Here is a 26,077-nt window from a genome sequence, read left to right on the forward strand (position 1 = left end):
GGAATGGACGCCAAGGAGAGCGATGGATGCCGGCCCCAGGAAATCCCTTCAAAGCGGCGATTCGTGAGCGCCGCTTCCAGCTCGGCCTCTGGGTGGCGCTTGCCAGCCCTTATGCCGCCGAAGTCGTCGCCGGCAGCGGTTACGACTGGCTGCTGATTGATGGCGAGCATGCGCCGAACGACCTGCCGTTGCTTGCCGAGCAATATCGCGCGATCGCAGGGCGGGGCAGTCATCCGATCGTTCGCCTTCCCGTGGGCGATGCGGTCCTGATCAAGCAGGTCCTCGACACCGGCGTCCAGACGCTGCTGATCCCCATGGTCGACAGCGTCGAGCAGGCACGGCAGCTCGTGCGCGCCGTGCGCTATCCGCCGCAGGGCGTCCGCGGCGTCGGTGCGGCTTTGGGTCGAGCCACGAACTTCGGCCGGATCACCGACTATCTCGAAAACGCAAACCAGGAGATCTGCCTGCTGCTGCAGATCGAGAGCCTGGCGGGCCTGGCAGCGATCGATGAGATTGCGGCGCTCGACGGCGTCGACGGCCTGTTCATCGGCCCGTCGGATCTGGCGGCCGATATGGGCCATCTCGGAAATCCAAGCCATCCGGAGGTGCGCGCGGCAATCGTCAACGGCTTCAGCCGGATCAGCAGCGCCGGCAAGGCGCGCGGCATCCTCACCCTCGACCCTGTCCAGGCACGCGACTACCGCGAGCTCGGAGCCGATTTCATGGCGATCGGCACCGATGTGACGCTGCTCGTCAGCGCCAGCGAGCGGCTACGCCGGGAATTTCTTGGCGAGACCGAGCCGGCCAGGATCGAATCCGGCTACTGATCGGCTTGGGCGCGATTACGGAATCGACTGAAGCAGTGTTTCCCGCGCGGACTTCAAATGCCGGCGGCAGGCCTGCTCCACCTGTTTCGGCTCGCGCGACCGAAGCGCTGCGATATAGGCGAGATGCTCTTCGAGCGCGCGGGCGTTGCGTTCGCGCGCATTCGCCTTGTTCCACTGGTAATGATAGTGGAAGATGATCGCGATGATGTCGTAGAAATCGATGATGAAGCGGTTGCTGGACGATTTGTGCACCAGCAGGTGGAAGCGCTCGTCGAGCTCCGAAAATTCCTTGTAGCGGTTGTCGATGTCGGCAAGGATTTCCCGATGCACCGCCTCGATCTTCTTCAGTTCCTCCCAGGCGGGATGGTCCTCCGGCAAGGCGACGAAGCGGGCGGCAGAGCGAAGCTCGAACATTTCCCTGACCTCCGTCAGCTCGAGCGCGAAGTCGCGGGTAAATCCCTTGAGCACCCAATGGCTGTTCGGCCGTTTCTCGATCAGGCCGAAGCGGCTGAAGCGGATCAGGAATTCGCGCACGCTCGTCGTGCCGGTGCCGATCTCCCTGGCGAGCTCCAGCTCGTTGATCTGCATGCCGGGTTCGGCGCCGCCCGCTAGAATCCGCCGCATGAAGCTGCGCTCGATGATCTCGGCAAGTGAACTGGTCTCCTCCGATGGAAAATAGTCGGAGGCTTCCGGGCGGCGCAACACGGTCTTGCGGCGCTTGTCCCAGCTGATCAGCTTGAGATCCTCGCAGCGCGTGAGAATCGCGCGAACGGTCGTACGGCTGACGCCGAGGAGCTGCCCAAGCTCAGGCTCGGAGGGCAGTGCAGACGTCTCCGCCATCTGCGTGAGGCAGCGATTGAAGGCGTCCTTGAAGACGGTGTTTTGTTTCGCCATTGGTTCGGTCCGGCGGTTTGGATTCGATTGCGCTTCGACGGCGTTCGCTTTAGGCGGTTTGTCGGCCCTCAGCTAGCCCGACCTCAGGCGGCAACCAAAGTTTCGCATCGAAAATGCATTGCAGCCATATAATAGACATTGACGGCGATCTGTCTATTGTAGATAAAAAGACAAAAGCAAATGTTCCGGGGAGAGTCCAAAATTGTCTGCACCGTCGTCGATCCTGCTTTCGCCGGAGGACAATGTCGCCGTCGCCACGGCTGCGATCGAGCCGGGCGAAACCCTGCCCGGCGGCGCGCAGGCGGCGACGCGGATAGAGCCGGGGCATAAGGTCGCGATCCGGCCGATTTTGGCGGGCGAGCCGGTGATCAAATATGCCCAGGCGATCGGCCGCGCCACCTCTGACATCGCGGCGGGCGATCATGTGCATTCCCACAATCTCGCCTTCGACCAGGACAGGCTCGCGATCGGCGCCCCGGTTCCACCGGAAGCGGCAAGCGAGGCCGACAAAGTGCGCACCTTCCTCGGCTACCGCCGAGCGGATGGCCGGGCTGCGACGCGGAACTATATTGGCATCATCGCCAGCGTGAACTGTTCCACCACGGTCTGTCGCGCGATCGCCGACGAGGCCAACCGGCGCCTGTTGCCAAAATATGAGGGCATCGACGGCTTCGTGCCCATTGTTCACGATCAGGGCTGCGGCATGTCTTCGACCGGCGACGGCATGAAGAACCTGCACCGCACGCTCGCCGGCTATGCCCGCCACGCCAATTTCGGCGGCGTGCTGATGGTCGGCCTCGGCTGCGAGGTCAATCAGCTGACGCTTTACGGTCAGAGCGGCGCCGGCGCGGAAAAGCGACATTTCAACATTCAGGAGACCGGCGGATCGCGCCGGTCGGTCGAGCGCGCGCTCGGCGTACTTGAGGAGATCGCCAAGGAAGTCGCTCCCGCGCGGCGGGTGCCGATTCCGGTCAGCGAGATCATCGTCGGCCTGCAGTGCGGCGGCTCCGACGGCCTTTCCGGCGTCACCGCCAATCCGGCGCTTGGTGCCGCGGTCGATATTCTCGCCGGCGCCGGCGGTACGGCTATCCTCTCCGAGACCTCGGAAATCTACGGCGCCGAACATCTTCTGCGCAGCCGCGCCGTCAGCGACGGGGTGGCGGCGAAGCTAGACGATCTGATTTCCTGGTGGGAGAACTACGTCGCGCTGCATGGCGCTTCGCTCGACAATAATCCTTCGCCGGGTAATAAACGCGGCGGATTGACGACCATTCTGGAAAAATCGCTTGGTGCGGTCGCCAAGGGCGGGCGCTCGCCGCTGACCGCCGTCTACAATTATGCCGAACGCGTAACCGAGCACGGCCTGGTTTTCATGGACACGCCCGGCTACGACCCGGTCTCGGCCACGGGACAGGTGGCGGGCGGCGCCAATGTCATCGCCTTCACCACCGGCCGCGGCAGTTGCTTCGGCTGTCGGCCGGTGCCGTCGATCAAGCTCACCAGCAACACGGCGCTCTATCGGGCGATGGAAGAGGACATGGATATCGATTGCGGCGTGATCGCTTCCGGCGAGACGAGCATCGCCGAACTCGGTGGCGCAATCTTCGATCTGATCATCGACACGGCTTCGGGAAAAAAGACCAAGAGCGAACTTTTCGGCTACGGCGATAACGAGTTCGTCCCCTGGCACCTGGGGGCGACATTGTAGAGAGAGGACGGCTTCGGCGCTTTCCTCATGCCGGTGCCGTTGCGTGTCTGAAAAGACATGCGGCGCCATAAGTCGAGGGACACGCAATCCTTGCGAGGGAGGAGACAAGGAATGCAGACGAGAAGGATCGGTCGAACCGCTCTCGCGGTGACCGAATACAGCTTCGGCACGGCGGGGCTCGGGGGCCTCTATCGCGAATGCACGCGCGAGGCCGCGATGGCGACCCTCGACGCGGCCTGGGCCTCGGGCATGCGTTATTTCGACACGGCGCCCTATTACGGTCTCGGGCTTGCCGAGCGGCGCGTCGGGGATTTCCTGCGCGACAAGCCGCGCGACGATTTCGTGCTCTCGACCAAGGTTGGCCGGTTGTTGCATCCGGTGCCGGAGGACCAGGTTCCCGACTACTCCTACGTCAAGCCGCTGAACTTCGATGTCAGCTACGACTATGGCTATGACGCGATCATGCGTTCTGTGGAAATGAGCCATGCCCGCCTCGGGCTCAACCACATCGATATTCTCTATGTCCACGATATCGGCAGCTACACCCACGGTGCGAAGAAAAACGCGGTCTATCTGCGGCAATTGCTCGACTCCGGCCTGAAGGCCCTGGAGGAATTGAAGTCCGGCGGTGTCATTTCGGCCTATGGCCTCGGCGTCAACGAAGTACCGATCTGTCTCGACGTCCTCAGGCAGGCAGATATCGACTGCATCCTGCTCGCGGGCCGTTATACGCTGCTCGATCGCTCGGCCGCCGAAGAGCTCCTGCCGCTTTGCGACAAGAAGGGAACGTCGCTCGTCGTCGGCGGCGTCTTCAACTCCGGTATCCTTGCCACCGGCCCGGTGGCGGGCGCGCATTTCGACTATATGCCGGCGACGGAAGAGGTGAGGACGAAGGTCGCGGCGATGGAGACGATCGCCGCCGCGCGTGGCGTGCCGCTCGCTGCCGCCGCGCTCCAGTTCCCGCTCACCAATCCTTTGGTTGCCTCGGTTCTGATCGGCACCGCAAAGCCCGAGAGCCTCGAGCGGAACATGGAGCTTACGCGCCGGCGGGTCACACCGGATGAATTCGCGGCCTACGAGCCCCACACGCTCGTTGCACCGGAGCTTGGAGATGAGGCAGTCCGGGTCTGATCTGCTGAACCCGAACATGATGGCTGGCGAGACTTCTTGCGTTCGGACGAACGCAGTAGCGGGAGAATGCAAAGGGGCTTGCAAATTCGGATCGGCCGCATTAGCGTGCTGAAATGTTTTTTATCTATAAAAGACGGTCCGCGGGCACCTGGCGGATCGTTCTCGATAACGGAACAAGGTGTAGTTGAGAGGAGAAACCTGATGAGCATCGCAAAACGTATTCTTTCCCGTCGTGCCTTCAACGTGTTGGCCGGCGCCGCCTTCTTGGCCGCCACGGCGCCAGCGGCGTCGTTCGCACAGGACGTCACCATTCCGATCATCGTGAAGGACACCACATCCTTCTATTGGCAGATCGTGCTCGCGGGTGCGCGGCAGGCGGGCAAGGATCTCGGCGTCAACGTGCCGGAGCTCGGCGCGCAATCGGAATCGGACATCAACGGCCAGATCAGCATTCTTGAAAACGCCGTCGCCGGCGCACCGGCAGCCGTCGTGATCGCGCCGACGGAGTTCAAGGCACTCGGAAAGCCGATCGATGAGGCCGCCAAGGCCGTGCCGATCATCGGCATCGACTCGGGTGCCGACTCAAAGGCCTTCACCTCATTCCTGACGACCGATAACGTCCAGGGCGGCCGCATCGCCGCGGACGGTCTTGCTGCGGCGATCAAGGAAGCGACCGGAAAGGAGGAAGGCGAAATTGCCATCATCACCAGCCTGCCCGGTGTCGGATCACTCGACCAGCGCCGCGAGGGTTTTCTCGATCAGGTCAAAACCAAGTATCCCGGTCTGAAGGTCGTGGCCGACAAATATGCCGATGGTCAGGCGACCACCGGTCTCAACATCATGACCGACCTGATCACCGCCAATCCCGACCTCGTCGGCGTCTTCGCCTCCAACCTGATCATGGCGCAGGGCGTCGGCCAAGCGATCGCGGAGAACAAGCTCGGCGAGAAGATCAAGGTGATCGGCTTCGACAGCGACGACAAGACGGTCAGCTTCCTCAAGGAAGGTGTACTCGCCGGCTTGGTCGTGCAGGATCCCTACCGCATGGGCTATGATGGCATCAAGACGGCCCTTGCCGCATCGAAGGGGGAGAAGGTCGACGCCAATGTCGACACCGGCGCCAACCTCGTCACCAAGGCAAACATGTCTGACCCGAAGATCGATGCCCTGTTGAACCCGAAGGTCAACTGACGCTGCGCGGGTCGCGGCGCTACCTGCGCCACGACCCGGACTGGCTTGTGGGGCAGGGGGAAGCGCCTTCCTCACGCGATGCGAAGAACGAAACTGACAGCGCGCCCGCGCGAAACTCAAGCACTCAAGCGCGGCGGCCCGGTGACGAGGAGCCGAGCCGTCGCAGCTCGAAACCGAGGAGGTGAACATGACTGGGCTTCAAGAGGTCAGCCACCGGCATGAGGGCGAGCTGGAAGCGGCCGTGCCGCGGGGGCAGCCGATCCTCGAATTAAGTGGTCTGCAGAAGAACTACGGCGCCGTCCAGGCGCTGAAGCCCGCGACCATCACATTCGTCTCCGGAGAGATCCATGCCATCGTCGGCGAGAACGGCGCCGGAAAGTCGACGCTGATCAAGCTTCTGACGGGCGTCATTGCGCGAACCGGCGGCGAGGTGCGCTGGTGCGGCGAGCCCGTGCAGCTTGCGAGCCCCAATGAGGCGATCGCGCGCGGCATCAACGCCGTCCACCAGGAGGTGGTGCTCTGCCCGCATCTGAGCGTCGCCGCCAACATGTTCCTCGGCGACGAGATCAACCGCACCGGTCTCATGCGCAAGCGCGCCATGACGGATGCGGCCCAGGGCGTTCTCGACGACCTCGGCTTCAACCTGCCGGCCGATGCCACGCTCGGCAGCCTGACGATCGGCCAGCAGCAGTTGGTCGCGACCGCGCGTGCGGCCATGCGCGGCACCCGCTTCCTGATCTTCGACGAGCCGACGGCCTATCTGACACGGCAGGAATCAGCACAGCTTTTCCGTCTTATCCGCCGGCTGCAGAACGACGGCGTTACCATCGTCTATATCAGCCACAGGCTGGAGGAAGTTTTCGAGCTCGCCGATCGCGTTTCGGTGCTGCGCGATGGCACGCATGTCGGCACGCGTCCCATTGGCGAGACGAATGAGGACGAGTTGATCGCCCTGATGATCAACCGCAGCATCGAGCAGATCTATCACAAGGAGCGTTTTCCCTTTGGCGACACGATTGTCGAGACGCGCGGTCTTTCAGGACCTGGCTTCAGCGACATATCGCTTTCGGTCAGGGCAGGCGAAATCGTCGGTCTCTATGGCCTGATCGGTGCAGGACGTAGCGAATTCGCTCTTGGGCTCTATGGTCGCCAACCAATCAGCGCCGGAGAAGTCCACTGGCAGGGCCGGAAAGTCGCGATTGACAACGAGCGCAAGGCCATGGAGCTCGGCATCGCGCTGGCTCCGGAGAGCCGCCGCGATCAGGGGCTCTGCCTCAATCTGCCGATCGGGCTCAACATCAATCTGCCGGTCTTTCGCAAACTGACACGCGGCATCACCATCAATCGCGCCGAGGAAGCGGCGAATGCCGATCGACAGATTCGCGACCTGCAGATCAAGACACCTTCGCGGCGGGTGCTCGCCTCAGCCATGTCCGGCGGTAACCAGCAGAAGATCGTGATCGGCAAATGGCTGAGCCATGGCGCCACGCTGTTCATCTTCGACGAGCCAACTGTCGGCGTCGATGTCGGCACCAAGGCGGAGATCTACCGTCTCTTCGCCCGGTTGCTCGAGCGCGGGGCAGGAATCATTCTGATCTCCTCCTACCTGCCGGAAGTCTACGAGCTTGCGGACCGGCTGCACGTCTTCCGGCAGGGCCGGCTGGTCGCCAGTCATGACTACCGGGCTGCCAGCCACGAGGAAGTCTTGGCACAGGCGATCAACGCGTGACGATCTATTGAAGTTTGCAAGGACTGCAGGGAGGGAACAATGAGTGTGGAAACGGTGGAAGGCAGTACGGCACCGACGCCGAAGAGGGGCGTCAGCATCCTGTTCGGGTTGACCCTTCTGGGTCTCCTGCTTGCACTCTGGCTGGCGCTCGGCCTGGCGACCAACGCCTTCTGGACGCCGAACAACATCAGCAATCTGCTTCGTCAGGGGGCGATGACGGCGATCCTCGCGGTCGGCCAGACCTTCGTTATTATCACTGCTGGCATCGATCTGTCGGTCGGGGCCGTCGTCGGTTTCGCGAGCGTCATCGTCGCCTGGCTGCTCGCCGCCGGCGTGCCCCTCTGGCTTGCGATCATTGCGACGCTGGCGATCGGCGTTCTGATTGGCCTGTTCCACGGCTTCGGCATCGTCCGGATGGGGCTACCGCCTTTCATCATCACGCTCGCGACGCTGACTTCGCTGCGCGGCATCGGCCTGCTCATCACCAACGGCTCGACGATTTCCATCACCAATGATGCTTTCACGAATTTCTCGCGCGCTGATTTTCTCGGTGTCCCGAGCCTTTTCTGGATGGTGATCGTCGTTGCCATACCTGCTTACGTCTTCCTGCACTTAAGCCGCTTCGGCCGCTATCTCTTCGCCGTTGGATCGAACAGGGAGGCAGCGCGCCTTTCCGGTGTCAACGTCGATCGGACGATTTACCTCGCTTACATCCTGTCCTCGACCTGCGCCGCCTTTGTTGGCCTGTTGCTCGCCTCGCGCATCGGCATCGGCAACGCCACCCAGGCGGAGGGCTGGGAGTTGCAGGCGATCGCCTCCTCGGTGATCGGCGGCACCAGCCTCTTCGGCGCCGTCGGCTCGGTCCATGGGCCGCTGCTCGGCGCCTTCATCCTGGCGACGATCAACAACGGGGCCAACCTCCTGAACGTCAACTCGTTCTGGCAGCGCATCGTCACCGGCCTGCTGATCATCGTCATCGTCTATTTCGACCAGCTCCGCCGCCGCGGATCGCGATGACCGGTGATTAATGGCAGGATCGATCAAATTTCGGAGCGCTCTATGAAAGCCGTCATCTGCCCGGAACCTGGCCGCCTGGAAGTCGTCGAACGCAGCCGTCCGGCGGCGCCCGGCCCGGGCTGGGTGCGCCTCGCCGTCCGCCGCGTCGGCATCTGCGGCACCGACTACCACATCTTCGAGGGCAAGCATCCCTTTCTCGAATATCCGCGGGTCATGGGTCACGAGATCTCCGCAACGGTGATCGAGGCGGGTGCGGGTTCTGCGCTCGTCCCGGGGACACTGGTCGTCGTCAATCCCTACATCGCCTGCGGAAGCTGCATTGCCTGCCGCAAGGGCAAACCCAATTGCTGCGCTTCGATCCGAGTCCTCGGCGTCCATATCGATGGCGCCTTCTGCGAGGAGATCGTAGTGCCGGAAGAGAACCTTTATCCGGCGAACGAGCTCTCCGTGGAGGCGGCGGCGACCGTGGAGTTCCTGGCGATCGGCGCCCATGCCGTCAGGCGCTCGCGCACCGCAGCCGGTAGCCGCGCACTGGTGATCGGCGCCGGCCCGATCGGCCTCGGCACGGCAATTTTCTCGGGGATTGCCGGGCACGCAGTGACGCTCCTCGACACGAGCGCCGAACGCCTGGCCTTCGCCGCTGAAAGGCTCGGCCTTTCGCGGGGGATTCTCGCCAGCGAGGGATCGGAGAAGGCGATCGCGGAGGCGACGGACGACGAGGGCTTCGATGTCGTATTCGACGCCACGGGCAATGGCGCATCGATGATGCGGTCCTTCTCGTATGTCGCCCATGGCGGCACGCTTGTCTTCGTCAGCGTCGTCAAGGACGAGATCCGCTTTTCCGACCCGGAGTTCCACAAACGCGAAATGACCCTGGTGGCCAGTCGCAATGCGACGCGCGAGGATTTCGGCCACGTCGTCGCCTCGATCGGCAAGGGCCTCGTACCCGTTGAGGCGCTGATCACACACCGGACGACGCTCGCGGCGGCGGTCACCGACCTGCCGCGTTGGGCCCATGACAAGACCGGCCTGGTGAAGGCGGTGATCGCGGTCGCCCCATGAACTTCATCGACGCGCATCAGCATTATTGGACACTCGGCCTTGGCCACAATGACTGGCCGGGGCCGGATCTCGAACCGATCTACCGCGATTTCGGCCCGGATGACCTGAAGCCGCATCTGGCGGCGGCGGGCGTCACCCGCACGGTCCTCGTGCAGGCGGCGCCCAATGTCGCGGAAACCGAATTCCTGCTTGCGATTGCGGAGCGGGAAGAGACGGTCGCCGCCGTGGTTGGCTGGGTCGATCTCTTCGCCCCCGATGCCGTTTCCGAGGTCGAGCGGCTAAGGCGCCACAGCAAATTCAAAGGCATTCGGCCGATGCTGCAAAGCATTGCGGAAACGGCGTGGATCCTGCGGCCGGAGGTGATCGCGACCCTCGAAGCGCTGCCGCGGTTGGACGTCCGCTTCGACGCGCTCATTCAGCCGCGTCATCTGCCGGTGATCGCCGCGCTCGCCGACCGGCTGCCGGAACTCGCGATCGTCGTCGACCACGGTGCCAAGCCCTTCATTGCCGAGGGCAGGATCGAGCCGTGGCGTGCCGACATGGCGTCGCTCGCGCTTCGCCCCAACGTCAACGTCAAGCTCTCCGGACTGGTGACGGAAGCGGGCGGAGCCTGGTCCAGGGAGCGGCTCAGCCCCTATGCGTCGCATCTCCTCGACGTCTTCGGTGCCGATCGCGTCATGTTCGGCAGCGATTGGCCGGTGGTGCTGCTCGAGGCCGGCTATGCCGAGTGGTTTGCCGCCGCTCGAGCCCTGACCGCTGCGAGGACGGAGTCCGAGAGACAGGCGGTATTCGCCGGGACAGCCGCAAGATTCTATGGGATTACCACGCCCTGAGGTACGAACATCATGGTCGGGAAGTATCGACCATGCTATTTGAGCAAAGTCGGAATTACGGAGTGATTCGCCAATAGGAGCCCCCATAGGGAGAGGGGTGTTTTTGTTGCACTGCACAAAAATCGTGGTAGTCTGCAAGTCATTGCGGACACCAATGACCAACAATCGCAAGCTTGCGTCGGACTGGGAGCGGCGCCGTCATCGATTGATTAAAGGGGGTACGCGTTCCCATGTTCTATCAGCTTTACGAAATGAACCATGCCATGATGGCACCCTGGCGTACGGCGGCGGACGCCATGCGGCTGGCCTTCAAGAACCCGATGAACCCCGTCTCGCACACCTATTTCGGCCGTGCCGCGGCCGCGGGGCTGGAGGTTTTCGAACGGGCAACGCGCCGTTACGGCAAGCCGGAATTCGGCCTTCGGGAAACGATCGTGGACGGCCGGCCGGTGCCGGTCCGCGAAAAGATCGTCTGGCGCGCCCCCTTCTGTAACCTCATTCATTTTGAGCGTTCGCTGCCTGCCGGGCGTGAAGCGGATCCGAAGGTGCTGCTCGTCGCCCCCATGTCCGGCCACTATGCCACCTTGCTCCGTGGCACCGTCGAAGCGCTGTTGCCGAATTCGGATATTTACATTACCGACTGGATGGATGCCCGCATGGTGCCGCTCAGTGAGGGCACCTTCGACCTCGACGACTATATCGACTACATCATTCAGATCCTGCACTTCCTCGGACCGGATACGCATGTGGTCGGCGTCTGCCAGCCGGCGGTGCCGGTTCTGGCGGCGACTGCTCTGATGGAAGCGGAAAACGATCCGCTGTCGCCGGCCTCGATGACGCTGATGGGCGGACCGATCGACACCCGCATCAATCCGACCGGCGTCAACCAACTGGCGGAACAGCGGTCGGTCGAGTGGTTCCGCGACAACGTCATCATGCCGGTGCCGTGGCCGCAGCCGGGCTTCATGCGCATGGTCTATCCCGGATTCCTGCAGCTTTCCGGCTTCATGTCGATGAATCTTGATCGGCACCTGGTCGCACACAAGGATTTTTTCGCCCATCTCGTCAAGAACGATGGCGATGCGGCCGACAAGCATCGCGAATTCTACGACGAATATCTGGCCGTCATGGACCTGACCGCCGAGTTCTACCTGCAGACCGTGCAGGTCGTCTTCATGCATCATGCGCTTCCCAAGGGTGAGATGGTCCATCGCGGCAAGCGCGTCGACCCGACGGCGATCCGCAAGGTGGCGTTGTTGACCGTCGAGGGAGAGAACGACGACATTTCTGGACTCGGTCAGACGCAGGCGGCGCAGACGATCTGCACCAACATCCCCGAACATATGCGTCAGCACTATATGCAGCCGGATGTCGGCCACTATGGCGTATTCAACGGCTCACGGTTCCGTCGCGAGATTGCGCCGCGCATCGTTGCCTTCCAGCGCGAGCATTCGCGCTACGCCAAGCCCGTCAAGCGCGTCATCAAGGGCGGCAAGTCGGCCTGACCTGTGGTCGAATCAGCGTCGCGGCGCCGCAGGCGCCTTCCGCGACCGTGCGGAGGGCGCGCGCCGTAATGATTTTGTGGCTTGGAGTCAAGGGCTTGACCGATTTCGAACGCCACGATCTTGCAGACCCAGACGGTCTTTCCCACATCGTTTTCATCGGGCCGCAACGGGCGGCCCGCTGATTGCGAGGTATGCTGAAGATGAACCAATCTGCATTGATCCGTCCGGATTGGACGCCTGCGACCATTGCATTGATGGTGCTCGGCTTCATTGTGTTCTGGCCGCTGGGATTGGCCATGCTCGCCTATATTCTCTTTGGCGACAAGCTGAAGGCTTTCAAGAAGGACGCCAACGATAGCGTCGACCGCATGTGCGCCGGCTTCCGTCGAAATCAGGGCCGTCACTGGGCCCATCACCGGACCGGAAACGTCGCCTTCGACGAATGGCGCGAGGCGGAACTTGCCCGGCTCGACGAAGAGCGCCGCAAGCTCGATGAGATGCGCGAGGAATTCGACTCCTATGTGCGCGAGCTCCGCCGTGCGAAGGACAAGGAAGAGTTCGACCGCTTCATGCGCGAGCGCCGGAACGGCTCAACGCCGGAAGCCACGGCCGGCTGATCCTGCCGGCTCTTGTCCGGCGTTTCACAGGAGACGCCGGAATATTTGCGCCTCGATCGCCGCGATTGCGGAAAGACCAGGCGGTCGTGCATGTAAACGGCGCCGCGAATCGGCTAAACAGCTTTCATGTTTGCTTCCTTCAAGCGGCGCCGCGGCGGTCAAACGCCGGCTCAAGTCACGCGGGAGATCGCGGTGGCCGGCAAAGTTTTGCCCTTGACCATCCGGCAGAATGCGCGCGCGACGCGGATGACGCTGCGCATCGAGCCGGGCGGCCGGGCCCTGAAGCTGACCGTACCCGAGGGTCTGCCGGAACGCGAAGTCAGCGCATTCCTCACCCGCCAGCAGGGCTGGCTGATGACCAGGCTCGCGCGCTTTTCCGGCGAGAGCGAGATCGGGCATGGCGGAATAATCTTCATTCGTGGGGTCGGCCACCGGATCGAGCGGACTGGCCGCATTCGCGGGCTGACGGAGGCGGTGACGCTCGGCGACGAGGCGATCTTAAGGGTCGGCGGGGCGGAAGAGCACCTGCGCCGGCGCATCGCCGATTTCCTAAAGAAGGAAGCGCGGCTGGAACTGGAGCGGCTCGTTGCCGTCTATTCCGGCAGGATCGGCCGCCCGGTGCGCTCGCTGAGCCTCAAGGACACCCGCAGCCGCTGGGGATCCTGTTCCGCCGAAGGAGACTTGAGCTTTTCCTGGCGTATCGCCATGGCGCCGCCGAAAGTGATCGCCTATCTCGCAGCCCATGAAGTCGCCCACCTCCAGGAGATGAATCACGGACCGGATTTCTGGGCGCTCTGCGAAAAATTGTGCCCGGATACCCGCGACGCCCGGCATTGGCTGAAGCGCAACGGCACCATGCTGCACGCGATCGATTTCGGTTAGACGAGGGCCTGGCCGAATTGTCCCGGCAATTAAGCGGATGCGGATAAGGGAAAAGTCGCCGCCGGCGGCACGGTTTCCTCGCAACCGGGTAAGATCCCGAAAGCGAAGATGCGCCCCGCGCAACGGCGCTCCCGATAGGCTCGGCAATAAAACGGTTTTTCTCGACTCGCGGCGCGTTTCGTGCAAGGTCGCATCCCATGAATACGCAAGTGAAGATCTGTGGATTGACGACCCCGGAAGCCGCGGAGCATGCGGTGGCTCTTGGCGCCTCGCATGCGGGCTTCATCTTCTTCCCCAAAAGCCCGCGCAACATCGAGCCCGACGATTCGGGGCGGCTGGCCGAGCGGATTCGCGACCGAGCGAAGATCGTCGCCGTCACCGTCAACGCGGAGAACGACGACCTCGACGAAATCGTCTCCGCGCTCGATCCGGATATCCTGCAACTTCATGGGCAGGAGAGCCCGGAGCGGGTGTTGTCCATCAAGGCGATCTACGGTCTCCCGGTAATGAAGGCCCTGTCGATCCGCGAGGCGTCCGATCTCGACCGGATCGATCCCTATCTCGGGATCGTCGATCGCTTCCTCTTCGACGCCAAGCCGCCGGCCGGGTCGGAATTGCCCGGCGGCAATGGCGTTTCTTTCGATTGGCGGCTGCTGGAGGCGCTTGACGAAAGCGTGGATTACATGCTTTCCGGTGGGCTGAATGCAACGAATATCGGCGAGGCCTTGGCGCTGACCGGCGCCCGTGCCGTCGATATTTCCTCCGGGGTCGAGAGCGCGCCGGGTGTCAAGGATTTGAAGCTTATGGATGCGTTTTTCGATGCGGTTCGCCGCGCCGAAGCCGAACGGCCACGATCAGGGAGCAAGACGTGAATCAGCCGCTTAAACCGAACTCCTTCAGAGCCGGACCCGACGAGGACGGCCGCTTCGGCATTTTCGGTGGCCGTTTCGTGGCAGAAACGCTGATGCCGCTGATCCTCGATCTCCAGGATGAATGGAACAAGGCGAAGAACGATCCCGCCTTCAAGGCGGAGCTTGAAGAACTCGGCGCCCATTATATCGGCCGCCCGAGCCCGCTTTATTTCGCCGAGCGGCTGACGGCCGAACTCGGGGGCGCCAAGATCTATTTCAAGCGCGAGGAACTGAACCACACCGGTTCGCACAAGATCAACAATTGCATCGGCCAGATCCTGCTTGCCAAGCGCATGGGCAAGACCCGCATCATCGCGGAGACCGGTGCGGGCCAGCATGGCGTGGCCTCCGCCACCGTCGCCGCGCGCTTCGGCCTGCCCTGCGTCGTCTATATGGGCGCCACCGACGTCGAGCGGCAGGCGCCGAACGTCTTCCGCATGAAGCTCCTCGGCGCCGAGGTGAAGCCGGTGACGGCCGGCCACGGTACGCTCAAGGACGCGATGAACGAGGCGCTGCGCGACTGGGTGACGAATGTCGACAGCACATACTACCTGATCGGCACCGCCGCCGGTCCGCACCCCTATCCGGAAATGGTTCGCGATTTCCAGGCGGTCATCGGCCAGGAGGCCAAGGAGCAGATCATCAAGGCCGAAGGCCGGCTGCCCGACCTCGTTGTCGCGGCCGTGGGCGGCGGCTCGAACGCGATCGGCATTTTCCACCCCTTCCTCGACGACGACGGCGTCCGCATTGTCGGCGTCGAAGCCGGCGGCAAGGGGCTCGGCGGCGATGAGCATTGCGCTTCGATCACGGCCGGCTCGCCGGGCGTGCTGCACGGCAACCGCACCTATCTGCTGCAGGACGGCGACGGACAGATCAAGGAGGGCCATTCGATCTCGGCGGGCCTCGACTATCCGGGCATCGGCCCGGAGCACGCATGGCTCAACGATATCGGCCGCGTCGAATATGTGCCGATCATGGACCATGAGGCGCTCGAGGCCTTCCAGACATTGACCCGCCTCGAAGGCATCATTCCGGCGCTCGAGCCGTCGCATGCGCTTGCCGAGGTCATCAAGCGGGCGCCGAAAATGGGCAAAGATGAGATCATCCTGATGAATCTCTCCGGTCGCGGCGACAAGGACATTTTTACCGTCGGCAAACTTCTGGGTATGGGGCAATAACGACATGACCGCACGCATGGAACAGAGGTTCGCCGACGTTGCGGCCGAGGGTCGCCCGGTGCTCGTCACCTATTTCATGGGCGGCGATCCGGATTTCGAAACGTCGCTGGCGATCATGAGGGCACTGCCGAAGGCGGGTGCCGATATCATCGAACTCGGCGTGCCCTTTTCCGATCCGATGGCCGACGGTCCGGCGATCCAGCTCGCCGGCCAGCGTGCCCTCAAGGGCGGTCAGACGCTTGCCAAGACGCTGGAGCTTGCCAGGCGCTTCCGGGTGGAAGATCAGGGCACCCCGATCGTGCTGATGGGCTATTACAACCCGATCTATATTTACGGAGTCGAGCGCTTCCTCGCCGATGCAGTCGCGGCCGGGGTCGACGGGCTGATCGTCGTCGACCTGCCGCCGGAAATGGATGACGAGCTCTGCATTCCGGCGCTCGCAAAGGGCATCAGCTTCATCCGCCTGGCGACGCCGACGACCGACGATCGCCGTCTGCCCAAGGTGCTCGAGAACACCTCCGGTTTCGTCTATTACGTCTCTATGACCGGCATCACCGGCTCGGCCCTGCCCGATCCGTCGCTGATCGCCGGGGCGGTCGGACGCATCAAGTCGCACACCGATCTGCCCGTCTGCGTCGGCTTTGGCGTCAAGACTGCGGAGCATGCGCGGGTGATCGGTGCATCGGCCGATGGCGTCGTGGTCGGCACGGCCATCGTCAACCAGATCGCCTCGAGCCTGACGGAAGACGGCCATGCGACCGAAGCGACGGTGCCGGGCGTCGAGGCGCTGGTGCGGGGGCTCTCGGCGGGCGTCCGGGCGGCAAGACTCGCGGCAGCCGAATAATCCGCCTATATTGGCGCGCAATTCGAAGGACATCTTCAGGAGTCAATAAGTGAACTGGATCACAAGCTACGTTCGGCCGAAGATCAATTCGATGCTGGGCCGCAGGGAAGTTCCGGAAAACCTCTGGATCAAATGCCCTGATACCGGCGAGATGGTGTTCCATCGCGATCTCGAAGAGAACAAGTGGGTCATCCCGCAATCCGGCCACCACATGAAGATGCCGGCCAAGGCACGTCTGAAGGACCTGTTCGACGGCGGCATCTATGAGGCTCTGCCGCAGCCGAAGGTGGCGCAGGATCCGCTGAAGTTTCGCGATTCGAAGAAATATATCGATCGCCTGCGCGACAGCCGTGCCAAGACCGAACTCGAAGACACGATCGTCGCCGGCCTCGGCCTCGTCCATGGCATGAAGCTCGTCGCAGTCGTGCACGAGTTCAACTTCATCGGCGGCTCGCTCGGCATGGCGGCGGGCGAAGCGATCGTCAAGGCCTTCGAACGGGCGATCGCGGAGAAGTGCCCGCTGGTCATCTTTCCGGCTTCTGGCGGCGCCCGTATGCAGGAAGGCATCCTGTCGCTGATGCAACTGCCGCGCACCACGGTCGCCGTGAACATGCTCAAGGAAGCAGGCCTCCCCTATATAGTCGTGCTCACCAATCCGACGACCGGCGGTGTCACCGCCTCCTATGCGATGCTGGGTGACATCCACATGGCCGAGCCCGGCGCCGAAATCGGCTTTGCCGGCAAGCGGGTGATCGAGCAGACCCTGCGGGAGAAGCTGCCCGACGGCTTCCAGACCTCCGAATATCTCCTGGAGCACGGAATGGTGGACATGGTGGTCAGGCGCCACGACCTCCCGGAGACGCTGGCACGCGTCCTGAAGATCCTGATGAAGAAACCCGCGGAAGCCGCAAAGCGCGAAGAAACCGCCCAGGTGTCCGTGCTGCCGCTCGCGGCCAGGGCCTGAGCCGCAGTAGCACCTGAATTGCTGCATGTCTTTCCCCGGAGCAGACATGCGGCAGACGTGCAAGAGCGAGGCGGAGCGAACCCGCCTCGCATCTGTTCCGATCCCGCTGCAGCGGTCCTATTCTCGAGGCAAACATAATGACGGCGGCTGAGGTCAGCGAAGCGGCGCAGGAGATCGAGAAGCTTCTCGCGCTCCATCCAAAGGGGTTCGACCTGTCGCTGGACAGGATCACCCGCCTGCTTGCGGCGCTCGGAAACCCCGACCGACGCTTGCCGCCGGTCATTCATGTTGCCGGTACGAACGGCAAAGGCTCCGCCACCGCCTTTTCACGGGCGATCCTCGAGGCGGCGGGCTACAGCGTGCACGTGCACACCTCGCCGCATCTCGTCAACTGGCACGAGCGCTATCGCCTCGGAGCGAGGGGCGGAAAGGGTAGGCTCGTCAGCGACCCGGTCCTTGCCGATGCGGTGCGCCGCGTTGCGGCGGCCAATGCCGGCCAGAAGGTGACTGTCTTCGAACTGCTGACAGCTGTCACCTTCCTGCTTTTCGCCGAGCATCCGGCCGATGTCGCGATCATCGAGGTCGGGCTTGGGGGCCGCTACGATGCGACGAATGTCATCGCCCGGCCGGCCTGCTCCGTCATCATGCCGATCTCGCTCGACCACCAGGCCTATCTCGGCGATCGGGTGGAACTGATCGCCGCCGAAAAGGCCGGCATCATGAAACGCGGCTGCCCCGTGGTGATCGGCCATCAGGAGGAGGACGGCGCGCGCGACGTGCTCGTCGAAACCGCCGAGCGGCTCGGCTGCCCGACGTCCGTCTACGGTCAGGACTTCATGGCGCATGAAGAGTACGGCAGGCTGATCTACCAGGACGAGGGCGGACTTGCGGACCTGCCGTTGCCGCGCCTGCCCGGCCGGCACCAATATGCAAATGCCGCCGCGGCTATCCGCGCCGTGCGGGCCGCCGGTTTCGAGGTGCCGGAGGCAGCGATCGAGAAGGGCCTCGCAAGCGTGGAATGGCCGGGCCGGCTGCAGCGCCTTGCCGGCGGCAAGCTGTCTCATCACGGACCGGCGGGAGCCGAGATCTGGATCGATGGCGGCCACAATCCCGGCGCCGGTCAAGTCATTGCCGAGGCGATGGCGGGCTTCGAGGAACGAGAGCCGCGACCGCTGTTCCTGATCATCGGCATGATCAACACCAAGGATCCGGTGGGTTATTTTCAGGCCTTCCTCGATCTCGCCGAGCAGGTCTTCACCGTACCGATCCACGGCTCCGATGCCGGGCTCGATCCCGTCGCTCTCGCTGCAGATGCGGCATCGGCGGGCTTCGAGACCAATGCGACGTCGTCAGTCGCAGAGGCGCTCGGCCTCATCGCCGAGCTCACGCAGGAGGATCCGGTGCCGCCGCGCATCCTGATCGGCGGTTCGCTGTATCTCGTGGGCAACGTGCTCGCCGAAAACGGCACCCCCCCGCAGTGAGGCGGGCGGAGCAACCCTGTTCAGGCGCATCGCATGGATTGCCGAATCACCGGGGCTGTCGTTCAGCCAAGGCCAGGAGGCAGCCATAGCTCTGACTGCCGGGCAAGAAAAAAGCCCGGGCAGGCCGGGCCTTTCAGGTTCAAATCTCTCGAACTCGCCGCTCAAGCGGCCGCATTGGAAATCCAGGAGCTCAGTGCCGTCTTGGGAGCAGCGCCGACCTTGATGTCGGCAACTTCGCCGGCCTTGAACACGGCGAGCGTGGGGATCGAGCGCACGCCGTACTGGGCGGCGAGTTCCGGGTTTTCGTCGATGTTGAGCTTGGCGACCTTGACCTTGCCCGCCAGCTCGGCGGCAATTTCCTCAAGGCTCGGCGCTATCATTTTGCACGGGCCGCACCACTCCGCCCAGAAATCCACGACGACCGGCTCAGCGGAATTCAGGACTTCTTTTTGAAAGTTGGACGCATCGACTTTTACGGTAGCCATCGGCTGCTCCTTGCGTTCGGAAATGGCATTGTCCAGATGTTGTGCCTGATGTGAGGCCTCGCCACCGGATTTTCAATAAGGGGTATCTCACTTTGTCGCGAGCTCTTCAAGGCTCCTGTCCAGCATCGTATCGGTCAGCACCCTGACGGCGGGACCCTCGGTGAAGATCAGCACGGAACGGAATTGCCTGCCGGGATAGAGCGGCTTCAGGAGTTCCCGATAGATGGCAAGCTGCGTCCGGTGAACAGGGGCAATCTCCTCGAGTGTTTCCGGCACCTGGCGATTGGTCTTGAAATCGGCGATGGTCACCGCGTCGTTGGAAGCAGCCAGGCGGTCGATTCGTCCGGAGACCGCGAACTCGCGCCCGCCAAGCTTCAGCGTTCCCATGACGGAGACTTCCGCGCGGCTTTGCCCGCCGAAAAGCGACGTGAGGTCGGGATGATCGAGCACGTCAATGACGGCGTCGATCAGCCGGCTCCGGTCCTTATCCGACCAGCGCGGCACGGACCGGCTGAGATAGCGTTCGGCCGCGGCGCGGCGTTCGGCGCCGTCGATCGCGGGCAGGACCTGCAGCAGCCGGTGCAGGATCGCGCCGCGCAGCATCGAGAAGTTTGGCGCACCCTTTTCGGCAAAGAGAGCCGAACCGACGATCACCTCCCCATCCGGATCATCGATTGCGATCCTCGTGCCGGAGGGGGTGAGCGGCCGAGGCAGCCGGCGCTGCGGCGGCAGGGGCATCGAAAGGGCGGGCGGCAGGCCGGACGCCGCCGGTCCCGATTTCGCCGGAGTCGCGTCCGTCTCCTTCAGTGCCACGGGCACCTGCGTCTCGCGCCAGATATGTCCGGTCCATTCCTCGCCGCCGGCACGGAAGACCGCCGGTCTGGCACGGCCCTTCGGGTCATGGGCGAGCGTTCCCCGCACCATGGCATGCCATGTATCAGGCGTCTGTCGCTGACCGCGATAGCCGCAGACGACCAGGCGGTCCGCGGCGCGCGTCATGCCGACATAGAGCAGGCGCCGATATTCCTCCTCGGCCAGTGTCTTCAGGCGCTCGTTATCCTCGGAGATCAGCGAATTGGATGGCGATCCAGGTGCCCGCCAGGCCGGAACGCCCAACAGCGAACGATCGGCCCGCCGTCTTTCGAGAAGGCGTAGGTCCGACACTTGCTGACGGACGAAGGCGGCGCCGCCGCCATCGACCAGGAAAACGACAGAGGCCTCGAGGCCCTTCGCCGCATGCACGGTCATGACACGCACCTCGTCGCGCTCCTTGTCCTGCTCGCGCTTCACCGTCGGCGCCTCGATCTCGAGCGTCGAGATGAAGGCCTGCAGGCCGGGCAGGCCGTTTCTTTCGTGGTCGAGGGCGAAGGTCAGGAACTCGTCGAGAATGTCGCCGACCTCGCTGCCGAGCCGCGCCAGAAAGGCGCGCCGGCCGCCCTGGGCGCCGAGCACGCGGGCATAGAAATCGTGCGGCGGCAGGGTGCGGGCGAGGCTTCGGAAGTCGGCGAGCCTCCTGGCGACCTCACCGAAGCGGCTGCTCTCTTCCGCCGCAAGCCGTTGCAACCGCAGCCAGAGGCTCTCGCCTTCCGCCCGGGGCGCCGCGAGCTCGAAGAGATCGTCTTCGCCAAGATTGAAGAGCGGGCTCTTGAGCAGCGCGGCAAGAGATAGATCGTCCTCCGACAGCAACACGAATCGGCCGAGCGCCATCAGGTCCTGCACGGCGATATGGCTGTTCAGCACCAGCCGGTCGGCGCCGGCGACGGGGATGTTGCCGCGGCGCTTGAGCGCCCGCGTCAGCGCGTTGACGAAGGCATCGCGCTTGCGCACGAGCACGATGACGTCGCCGGGGCGCATGGGTCGCCGCACGCCCTTCTCGATCACCGCTTCCTTGCCGATCCAGTCCTCGAGTACCGCTGCGATCCGCCGCGCAAGCGTGTTCACCGGCGCCCGTTCCGGCGTCGCATCGAAGGGCGCGGTCCACTCGTCCTCGGATGCGGTCGGCTCCGGTGCAATCACATCCCAGATGTCGACGGCGCCAGGATGGCCGATCCGGTTGGAGGCGTGCACGACCGCTTCGCTTCGGGCGCTAAGACCTTTCGCATTGGCCGGATTGGCAAAGACCGTATCGACCGCCGACAGCACGTCTACCGTCGAGCGGAAGGAAAGCTGCAGGCGGATCGGGCTGAAGTGCCGGTTTGCGCCGCGCACGCGCCGCTCGGTGAGGAGGCTCTCCTTTGAGAAGCGCTCCGGCCGCGCCCCTTGGAAGGAATAGATCGACTGCTTCTCGTCGCCGACGGCGAAGATTGTCCTGTCGTCGGCGCGCGCCGTCTCGCCGGCGAAGAAATCGGCCGCGAGCGCCTGGATGATCGTCCATTGCGCCGGGCTCGTGTCCTGCGCTTCGTCGACGAGGATGTGGTCGATGCCCTGGTCGAGCTTGTAATGCACCCAGGCACCGACGTCGCTGCGGGAAAGCAGCGCCGCCGTTCGGTTGATCAGGTCCTCGAAGTCGAGCTGGCTGCGTGCTTTCTTGATCTCCTCATAGTCGCGGTCGAGTCTTTCGGCGAGGATGAGAGCGGCGCGCGTCGCCTCGCACATCCGCACTATGCTCACCCGGTCGGCACAGGCCGCGATGTGATTGCGCGCCTCCTCGATCAATGGCGCAAGATGCGGCGCTCGTCCAAGCATCGCCTTGTTGAAGAAGGCGGAATCCGCCTTCGGCTTGCCGCCGCCGTTGAAGAACAGCTTCAGCAGTCGGGCGAAGCGCTCTTCCGCATCATCGAGCCCGCAAATGGCCTTCAACCCTTCGGCGATCTCGATGGCCTTGACGCCGCCAAACTCGAGCGCCAGCGCGACATACTGATCGAGTGTCGCGCCGTTGAGGCCGGCGAGCGGCCAGACTTTGGCCATGACGCTTCTGGTCGTCTCGCCCGGCGCAACCCCGAGGGCGCTGCGAAGAGCCGCTTCAATTCCGCCCTCATCGGAAGCGCGGTCGAGAAAGCCGCGGATCTGCGTGCGATTGGCAATGATCGCCTCGAGCAGCTTCTCAAGACCGGTATCGTCGGCAAGGTCGAGCGCGGTGGCGAAGGCCGCCGCGAGCGCCGCCTCGCCCGGCCTGGCGGTGGCCGCCAGAAGCGCGCGCCGCGCATCGGCAAGCAGGACCGCGGCGGCGCGCTCGTCGAGCACGGAAAAGTGCCCCGCGACGTTTGCCTCCAGCGGGAACTGGTGCAGCAGCGCCTCGCAGAACGCGTGGATCGTCTGGATCTTCAGGCCACCGGGCGTTTCCAATGCCTTGGCGAAGAGCCGCCGCGCCTCCTGCATTTTTGCGAGCGTCGGCCGCGTTCCCTCGATCGCCGCGATCCGCTGTTCCAGCGTTGCGTCGTCGAGCGTCGCCCATTCGGCAAGCCGCTCGAAGATGCGGTTCGACATTTCGGAAGCCGCCGCCTTCGTATAGGTGAGGCAGAGGATGGCGGAAGGCCGGCAGCCGGCAAGCAGGAGCCGGATGACGCGCTGCGTCAGGACATGCGTTTTGCCCGAACCGGCATTTGCGGAGACCCAGGCCGAGCGGACCGGGTCCGAGGCGAGCGCCTGCTGTCCGGTCGTCCAGTCGATCCACGCTTTGGGCGTCCCGTCGGCGGGTCCGAAACGGTCACTCCTCATCGTCGTCCTCGCCGTCCGCCGTCGCCCATTCGGCGACGCGCGCCAGATGGTCGTATTCGCCGCCGTAGTCCCGCTCCTTCTGCACGATCAGCCGCGAGGCAAAGCCGTATCGGCCGCTTAACAGCGCGCCGAGAAGCTTTCGCAGTTCGGCGAGCGATTCCTCTGCAAGCTGGTCGGCCGTCTTCGTGTCCCTCGCCTTGCTGCTCTCGTTGTTGACCGTATCGACTGCAAAGCGGCTGCCGGGCTTCAGCCGCACATAGCTTAACGAATGGGGCGTTTCCGGACCGAGCGCTCCGAAAGCGCCAGCCTTGAGAGCGGCTGCTTCCAACGCCAGTTGCGGGTCGAGGAGGGCTCGCGCTTCCTTCGCCGAGGGGCTGGAACCGGTCTTGTAATCGATGATGTCGACAGTGCCGTTTCTCAACCGGTCCAGCCGGTCGGCTATGCCCGTCAGCATTATGTCGGCAAGGCCGATATCCATTGCCGCCGCAACCTCGGTAAAAGACTTGGCGATGCCGGGGCGGCGCTCCCGCTCCCAGAACAGGAACGCCCGCGCGACCGCTTCGAAGCGCGGCCGCCAGACCGTATCAATATGGGCGGGCAGCCTTTCCTCGTCGAAAGCTTCCTTGATCAGGCGGGCCATCGCCTCTTCCCCCTGGGGGGAAGAGGCATCGAACCCGCCCTTCACGAATCGCTCGACGATCCGGTGATAGAGCGAGCCGCGTTCGGCCGCGTCCGGATCGCAGTTGAACGGATCGAGCGGCGTAAGCCGCAAAATGCGGCGGGCATAGATCGAATAGGGGTCGCGGCGCAGGCGCGACACTTCGCTGAAGGAGTATTTGCGCGGCTGCAGATCGGCCGGAGGCTTTGGCTGCGGCCGTTCGGCAAGCGGCTGGCGCGAGCCCTCGTCGAGCATGCGCATCCATTGCAGATAGCTGGCGCCATTCGCCCTGAGCCGGCTCGCCAGCGCCTCGCCGCCGAGCGCCTGCAGGCGCTGCAGCCATCTGGAGGCCACCGTCGGTGCCGCGCCTTGGCGCATCGCGCGGGAGAAGATCAGCCGGCGGGTGCCGCAGGCCATCTGGAAGTCATGGGCGAGTTGGCCGATCCGCCGTTCTGGGGGTTCCAGGCCGATGCCGGATTTCATCGTGCGCGACAGGAAGGGGTCGTTCGAGGTCTGGCCCGGCCAACTGCCCTCGTTCATGCCGCCGAGCACGACGAGATCGACGCTTTGCAGGCGGGATTCCAGGGCGCCGAAGATGAAGACACGGGGATTGCGCATCGACCGTGGCTTCACTGCTTCGCTTGCGGCAAGCGCTTCGACGATGTCGCACCATTGCGATCCGTCCGCCTCCATCTGTCCCTCAGTCCCAATGATGCCGCTCAACAGCGCTGCCAATGCTTCGCCGGCTTCCGGTCCCCAAAGTTCGGCCAGGCTGCCGCGTTCGTCGATGACGACGGCTTCGAGCGCCCGGCCCGTCCGCTCGGCCCAATCGGCCAATGTCAGCGTCATGGAGCGCGGTCGGCCCTCGACAGGACGCGAGGTCAATGCGCCCGTCAGTGGAGCGACGGCGGAGGCAATCCGTCGGGCGAGAGCGCGTGCCAGGGCGATTTCATCGCCGCCCATTCCCGCTCGCCAGGGCGGTGGATGACGGTCGACGGTGTGTTGCGCAAGCGCCTTGTCGAGCACTTCTTCCAGCGCTGAAATCTCGGCGACTGCGGTGCTGCCGCGCAGTGCCAGGAGTTCCAGAGTGTCGGCGGCGCGGCGCGCCTCCTCTACGGCGTAGCCGAAGCGCGCCAGCGGGTGCTTGAGAAGGCCGACGAGCGGCACGGGATCATTCGGCCTGAGCGTCGCCTCTATCAGCAGGCGGGTAAGCGTGCCCGCCTGGGTCGCCGAAAGCGGGACGCCGGCGGAATCGTCGGCTTCGATGCCGAAACGGGCAAGCTCTGCGCCCACACGGCGTGCCAACCCGCGGTCCGGCGTGATAAGCGCCGCCTGGCTGTCCTCGTCGCCTTCGAGCGCGAGCCTGAGCGCAATGGCGATTGCCGTTGCCTCCTCGCGCTCGTTCGCGGCCTCGATCAGCGCTACGTCGGCAAAGGCCGCAAGAAGCCTCTCGCGGTCGAACTCATCGCGCGTCTCAGTCCAGCTGTCGGTAGCCTTCGCCGGCAGCAGCGCCCGTGAGAGGATGGCACTGCGATCATCGAGATCGCGAGCGACGTTCCCGAGCACCGGCACCTGGCGGCGCTCTGTCGCCATGCGCTGCAAAAGGCGCTGCAGTCCGTATTGGGGATGGGTGCGGCTGGCCGGATCTGTCGTGATGGAGCGATCTCCGGCAATCAGCCCCCATTCCTCGTCGCTCATCGCCTGGTCGAGACCGGGAAGCACGATGGTGCCGTTCGGCAGCGCCTTGACGGCCGCAATCAAGGAGGCAGTCGCGGGAATGGAGCCGGTCGAGCCGGCGATGATGATCGGTCCGGTTACCATTCCGGCGGCCATGCGCTGCGTTTCGGCCTTAAGCACCGCATTCCTGTGGCGCGCCGGCGAGGAATGCTTGATCTCCGCAAGCCGGTCCGGCCAGTAGGTTCGGGCGATCTTCAGGAAGGCGAGCGTCAACTGCCACCAGAGCGCATGTTCGCCGGCGTCGAGCCCGTCCAGCGCCTCCCAGTCGAGCTCCTCCGTTTCGATCGAGTCGATCAGTTCGGCAAGGTTGCGCGCCAGCCAGATGGCGTCGGCAGGGCTTGCCGGCGCGATCAGCGGACTTTCTGCATGGATCTCGAGCACCACCTGGGGCAGGCGATTGCGCCAGGCAAGGATCAGCCGTCCGAGTTCGATCAGCCGCGCCGTGCCGGAGAGCGGCGGCGCAAGATCGAGGATCGCCGGCACGTCCGCGTCGAAGAAGCCGCTGTCGTCATCCGTTTCGCCGAGAGCACGGATCGTCGGCAGGATTGCAGAGCGGCCGCCGAGCAGGTCCACGAATTCCGAGCGCAGCACGCGTGCCGCGCGCCGGGTGGGCAGAAAGATCGTCACGCCGGCAAGGCCGAGCGGGTTTGCTGGATCATACGCGAAATCCGGCATGAGCGTGCCGTCCAGGAGCGTTTCCGCCAGCGTTTTCAGAAAGGGCAGTCCGGGAGGAATCGTGTAGACGTTTGGTTCGCGTCCGGACACC

General features: G+C 64.0%; 20 protein-coding genes. 16 read left to right on the forward strand and 4 right to left on the reverse strand.

Annotated elements, in window-relative coordinates; all coding sequences use genetic code 11:
* Nucleotides 1-26 precede the first annotated feature (26 nt).
* Nucleotides 27-827, forward strand: coding sequence for an aldolase/citrate lyase family protein (locus tag EKH55_RS15990; protein WP_069458895.1), 801 nt, complete (start codon nucleotides 27-29; stop codon nucleotides 825-827).
* Between the two features lie 15 nt (nucleotides 828-842).
* Here EKH55_RS15990 and EKH55_RS15995 read toward each other — a convergent pair whose 3' ends face one another.
* Complete coding sequence (locus EKH55_RS15995; RefSeq protein WP_069458896.1) at nucleotides 843-1,721, reverse strand: GntR family transcriptional regulator; 879 nt, start codon at nucleotides 1,719-1,721, stop codon at nucleotides 843-845.
* A gap of 202 nt (nucleotides 1,722-1,923) precedes the next feature.
* Here EKH55_RS15995 and EKH55_RS16000 point away from each other — a divergent pair, with 202 nt between their 5' ends.
* From EKH55_RS16000 to EKH55_RS16070, 15 genes are all read left to right on the forward strand, one after another.
* Nucleotides 1,924-3,429 carry a UxaA family hydrolase gene (locus EKH55_RS16000; protein ID WP_151611805.1) on the forward strand — a complete coding sequence of 502 codons (1,506 nt, stop codon included), beginning with the start codon at nucleotides 1,924-1,926 and terminating at the stop codon, nucleotides 3,427-3,429.
* 111 nt (nucleotides 3,430-3,540) lie between these two features.
* Nucleotides 3,541-4,560, forward strand: a complete 1,020-nt coding sequence (locus EKH55_RS16005) for an aldo/keto reductase (RefSeq protein WP_069458898.1) — start codon at nucleotides 3,541-3,543, stop codon at nucleotides 4,558-4,560.
* Nucleotides 4,561-4,761: 201 nt separating this feature from the next.
* Complete coding sequence (locus EKH55_RS16010) at nucleotides 4,762-5,751, forward strand: ABC transporter substrate-binding protein (RefSeq protein ID WP_069458899.1); 990 nt, start codon at nucleotides 4,762-4,764, stop codon at nucleotides 5,749-5,751.
* A 187-nt stretch (nucleotides 5,752-5,938) separates the two neighbouring features.
* Nucleotides 5,939-7,480, forward strand: a complete 1,542-nt coding sequence (locus tag EKH55_RS16015; protein WP_151611806.1) for a sugar ABC transporter ATP-binding protein — start codon at nucleotides 5,939-5,941, stop codon at nucleotides 7,478-7,480.
* Nucleotides 7,481-7,519: 39 nt separating this feature from the next.
* Nucleotides 7,520-8,497: an ABC transporter permease gene (locus tag EKH55_RS16020; RefSeq protein ID WP_069458901.1), complete on the forward strand. Its 978-nt coding sequence runs from the start codon at nucleotides 7,520-7,522 to the stop codon at nucleotides 8,495-8,497.
* Between the two features lie 42 nt (nucleotides 8,498-8,539).
* A complete protein-coding gene (locus EKH55_RS16025; protein ID WP_069458902.1) occupies nucleotides 8,540-9,559 on the forward strand; it encodes a zinc-binding alcohol dehydrogenase family protein in 1,020 nt (339 codons plus the stop codon).
* The gene (locus tag EKH55_RS16030) at nucleotides 9,556-10,392 is read left to right on the forward strand and encodes an amidohydrolase family protein (RefSeq protein WP_151611807.1); all 837 of its coding nucleotides are present in this window, start codon (nucleotides 9,556-9,558) and stop codon (nucleotides 10,390-10,392) included. The genes EKH55_RS16025 and EKH55_RS16030 overlap by 4 nt, the downstream gene beginning before the upstream one ends.
* A 230-nt stretch (nucleotides 10,393-10,622) precedes the next feature.
* Nucleotides 10,623-11,897, forward strand: coding sequence for a polyhydroxyalkanoate depolymerase (gene phaZ, locus EKH55_RS16035; protein WP_069458904.1), 1,275 nt, complete (start codon nucleotides 10,623-10,625; stop codon nucleotides 11,895-11,897).
* 200 nt (nucleotides 11,898-12,097) lie between these two features.
* Nucleotides 12,098-12,514: a DUF2852 domain-containing protein gene (locus EKH55_RS16040; protein WP_069458984.1), complete on the forward strand. Its 417-nt coding sequence runs from the start codon at nucleotides 12,098-12,100 to the stop codon at nucleotides 12,512-12,514.
* Between the two features lie 126 nt (nucleotides 12,515-12,640).
* Nucleotides 12,641-13,396: a M48 family metallopeptidase gene (locus tag EKH55_RS16045; RefSeq protein ID WP_069458905.1), complete on the forward strand. Its 756-nt coding sequence runs from the start codon at nucleotides 12,641-12,643 to the stop codon at nucleotides 13,394-13,396.
* Nucleotides 13,397-13,593: 197 nt separating this feature from the next.
* Nucleotides 13,594-14,268 carry a phosphoribosylanthranilate isomerase gene (locus EKH55_RS16050; RefSeq protein WP_069458906.1) on the forward strand — a complete coding sequence of 225 codons (675 nt, stop codon included), beginning with the start codon at nucleotides 13,594-13,596 and terminating at the stop codon, nucleotides 14,266-14,268.
* Nucleotides 14,265-15,485, forward strand: a complete 1,221-nt coding sequence (trpB, locus tag EKH55_RS16055; protein WP_069458907.1) for a tryptophan synthase subunit beta — start codon at nucleotides 14,265-14,267, stop codon at nucleotides 15,483-15,485. Before EKH55_RS16050 ends, trpB begins: the two co-directional genes overlap by 4 nt.
* 4 nt (nucleotides 15,486-15,489) lie before the next feature.
* The gene (gene trpA, locus EKH55_RS16060) at nucleotides 15,490-16,329 is read left to right on the forward strand and encodes a tryptophan synthase subunit alpha (protein WP_069458908.1); all 840 of its coding nucleotides are present in this window, start codon (nucleotides 15,490-15,492) and stop codon (nucleotides 16,327-16,329) included.
* Nucleotides 16,330-16,378: 49 nt separating this feature from the next.
* Complete coding sequence (gene accD / locus EKH55_RS16065) at nucleotides 16,379-17,293, forward strand: acetyl-CoA carboxylase, carboxyltransferase subunit beta (protein ID WP_151611808.1); 915 nt, start codon at nucleotides 16,379-16,381, stop codon at nucleotides 17,291-17,293.
* Nucleotides 17,294-17,430: 137 nt separating this feature from the next.
* Entirely contained in the window at nucleotides 17,431-18,774 is a 1,344-nt protein-coding gene (locus EKH55_RS16070; RefSeq protein ID WP_151611809.1) for a bifunctional folylpolyglutamate synthase/dihydrofolate synthase, read from the forward strand.
* A 161-nt stretch (nucleotides 18,775-18,935) separates the two neighbouring features.
* Here EKH55_RS16070 and trxA read toward each other — a convergent pair whose 3' ends face one another.
* The 3 genes from trxA to addB form a co-directional block, all read right to left on the reverse strand.
* Nucleotides 18,936-19,259 carry a thioredoxin gene (gene trxA, locus EKH55_RS16075; protein WP_034852593.1) on the reverse strand — a complete coding sequence of 108 codons (324 nt, stop codon included), beginning with the start codon at nucleotides 19,257-19,259 and terminating at the stop codon, nucleotides 18,936-18,938.
* Nucleotides 19,260-19,346: 87 nt separating this feature from the next.
* Complete coding sequence (gene addA, locus EKH55_RS16080) at nucleotides 19,347-22,916, reverse strand: double-strand break repair helicase AddA (RefSeq protein ID WP_151611810.1); 3,570 nt, start codon at nucleotides 22,914-22,916, stop codon at nucleotides 19,347-19,349.
* Nucleotides 22,906-26,076 (reverse strand): double-strand break repair protein AddB, encoded by a 3,171-nt coding sequence (gene addB, locus EKH55_RS16085; RefSeq protein ID WP_151611811.1) that lies wholly within the window; start codon nucleotides 26,074-26,076, stop codon nucleotides 22,906-22,908. The genes addA and addB overlap by 11 nt, the downstream gene beginning before the upstream one ends.
* Nucleotide 26,077 lies beyond the last annotated feature (1 nt).

The sequence above is a fragment of the Sinorhizobium alkalisoli genome (genome assembly GCF_008932245.1).
Lineage (GTDB): Bacteria > Pseudomonadota > Alphaproteobacteria > Rhizobiales > Rhizobiaceae > Sinorhizobium > Sinorhizobium alkalisoli.

What these genes read in the sequence shown, in the direction of transcription:
- EKH55_RS16050 (WP_069458906.1), top strand. Translation starts at nt 13,594, where the DNA reads ATGAATACGCAAGTGAAGATCTGTGGATTGACGACCCCGGAAGCCGCG.
- addA (WP_151611810.1), bottom strand. Translation starts at nt 22,916, where the DNA reads ATGAGGAGTGACCGTTTCGGACCCGCCGACGGGACGCCCAAAGCGTGG.
- EKH55_RS15990 (WP_069458895.1), top strand. Translation starts at nt 27, where the DNA reads ATGCCGGCCCCAGGAAATCCCTTCAAAGCGGCGATTCGTGAGCGCCGC.
- EKH55_RS16045 (WP_069458905.1), top strand. Translation starts at nt 12,641, where the DNA reads ATGTTTGCTTCCTTCAAGCGGCGCCGCGGCGGTCAAACGCCGGCTCAA.
- trxA (WP_034852593.1), bottom strand. Translation starts at nt 19,259, where the DNA reads ATGGCTACCGTAAAAGTCGATGCGTCCAACTTTCAAAAAGAAGTCCTG.
- trpA (WP_069458908.1), top strand. Translation starts at nt 15,490, where the DNA reads ATGACCGCACGCATGGAACAGAGGTTCGCCGACGTTGCGGCCGAGGGT.
- EKH55_RS16015 (WP_151611806.1), top strand. Translation starts at nt 5,939, where the DNA reads ATGACTGGGCTTCAAGAGGTCAGCCACCGGCATGAGGGCGAGCTGGAA.
- EKH55_RS16025 (WP_069458902.1), top strand. Translation starts at nt 8,540, where the DNA reads ATGAAAGCCGTCATCTGCCCGGAACCTGGCCGCCTGGAAGTCGTCGAA.
- EKH55_RS16010 (WP_069458899.1), top strand. Translation starts at nt 4,762, where the DNA reads ATGAGCATCGCAAAACGTATTCTTTCCCGTCGTGCCTTCAACGTGTTG.
- EKH55_RS16005 (WP_069458898.1), top strand. Translation starts at nt 3,541, where the DNA reads ATGCAGACGAGAAGGATCGGTCGAACCGCTCTCGCGGTGACCGAATAC.
- phaZ (WP_069458904.1), top strand. Translation starts at nt 10,623, where the DNA reads ATGTTCTATCAGCTTTACGAAATGAACCATGCCATGATGGCACCCTGG.
- EKH55_RS16020 (WP_069458901.1), top strand. Translation starts at nt 7,520, where the DNA reads ATGAGTGTGGAAACGGTGGAAGGCAGTACGGCACCGACGCCGAAGAGG.
- EKH55_RS15995 (WP_069458896.1), bottom strand. Translation starts at nt 1,721, where the DNA reads ATGGCGAAACAAAACACCGTCTTCAAGGACGCCTTCAATCGCTGCCTC.
- EKH55_RS16040 (WP_069458984.1), top strand. Translation starts at nt 12,098, where the DNA reads ATGAACCAATCTGCATTGATCCGTCCGGATTGGACGCCTGCGACCATT.
- EKH55_RS16030 (WP_151611807.1), top strand. Translation starts at nt 9,556, where the DNA reads ATGAACTTCATCGACGCGCATCAGCATTATTGGACACTCGGCCTTGGC.
- EKH55_RS16070 (WP_151611809.1), top strand. Translation starts at nt 17,431, where the DNA reads ATGACGGCGGCTGAGGTCAGCGAAGCGGCGCAGGAGATCGAGAAGCTT.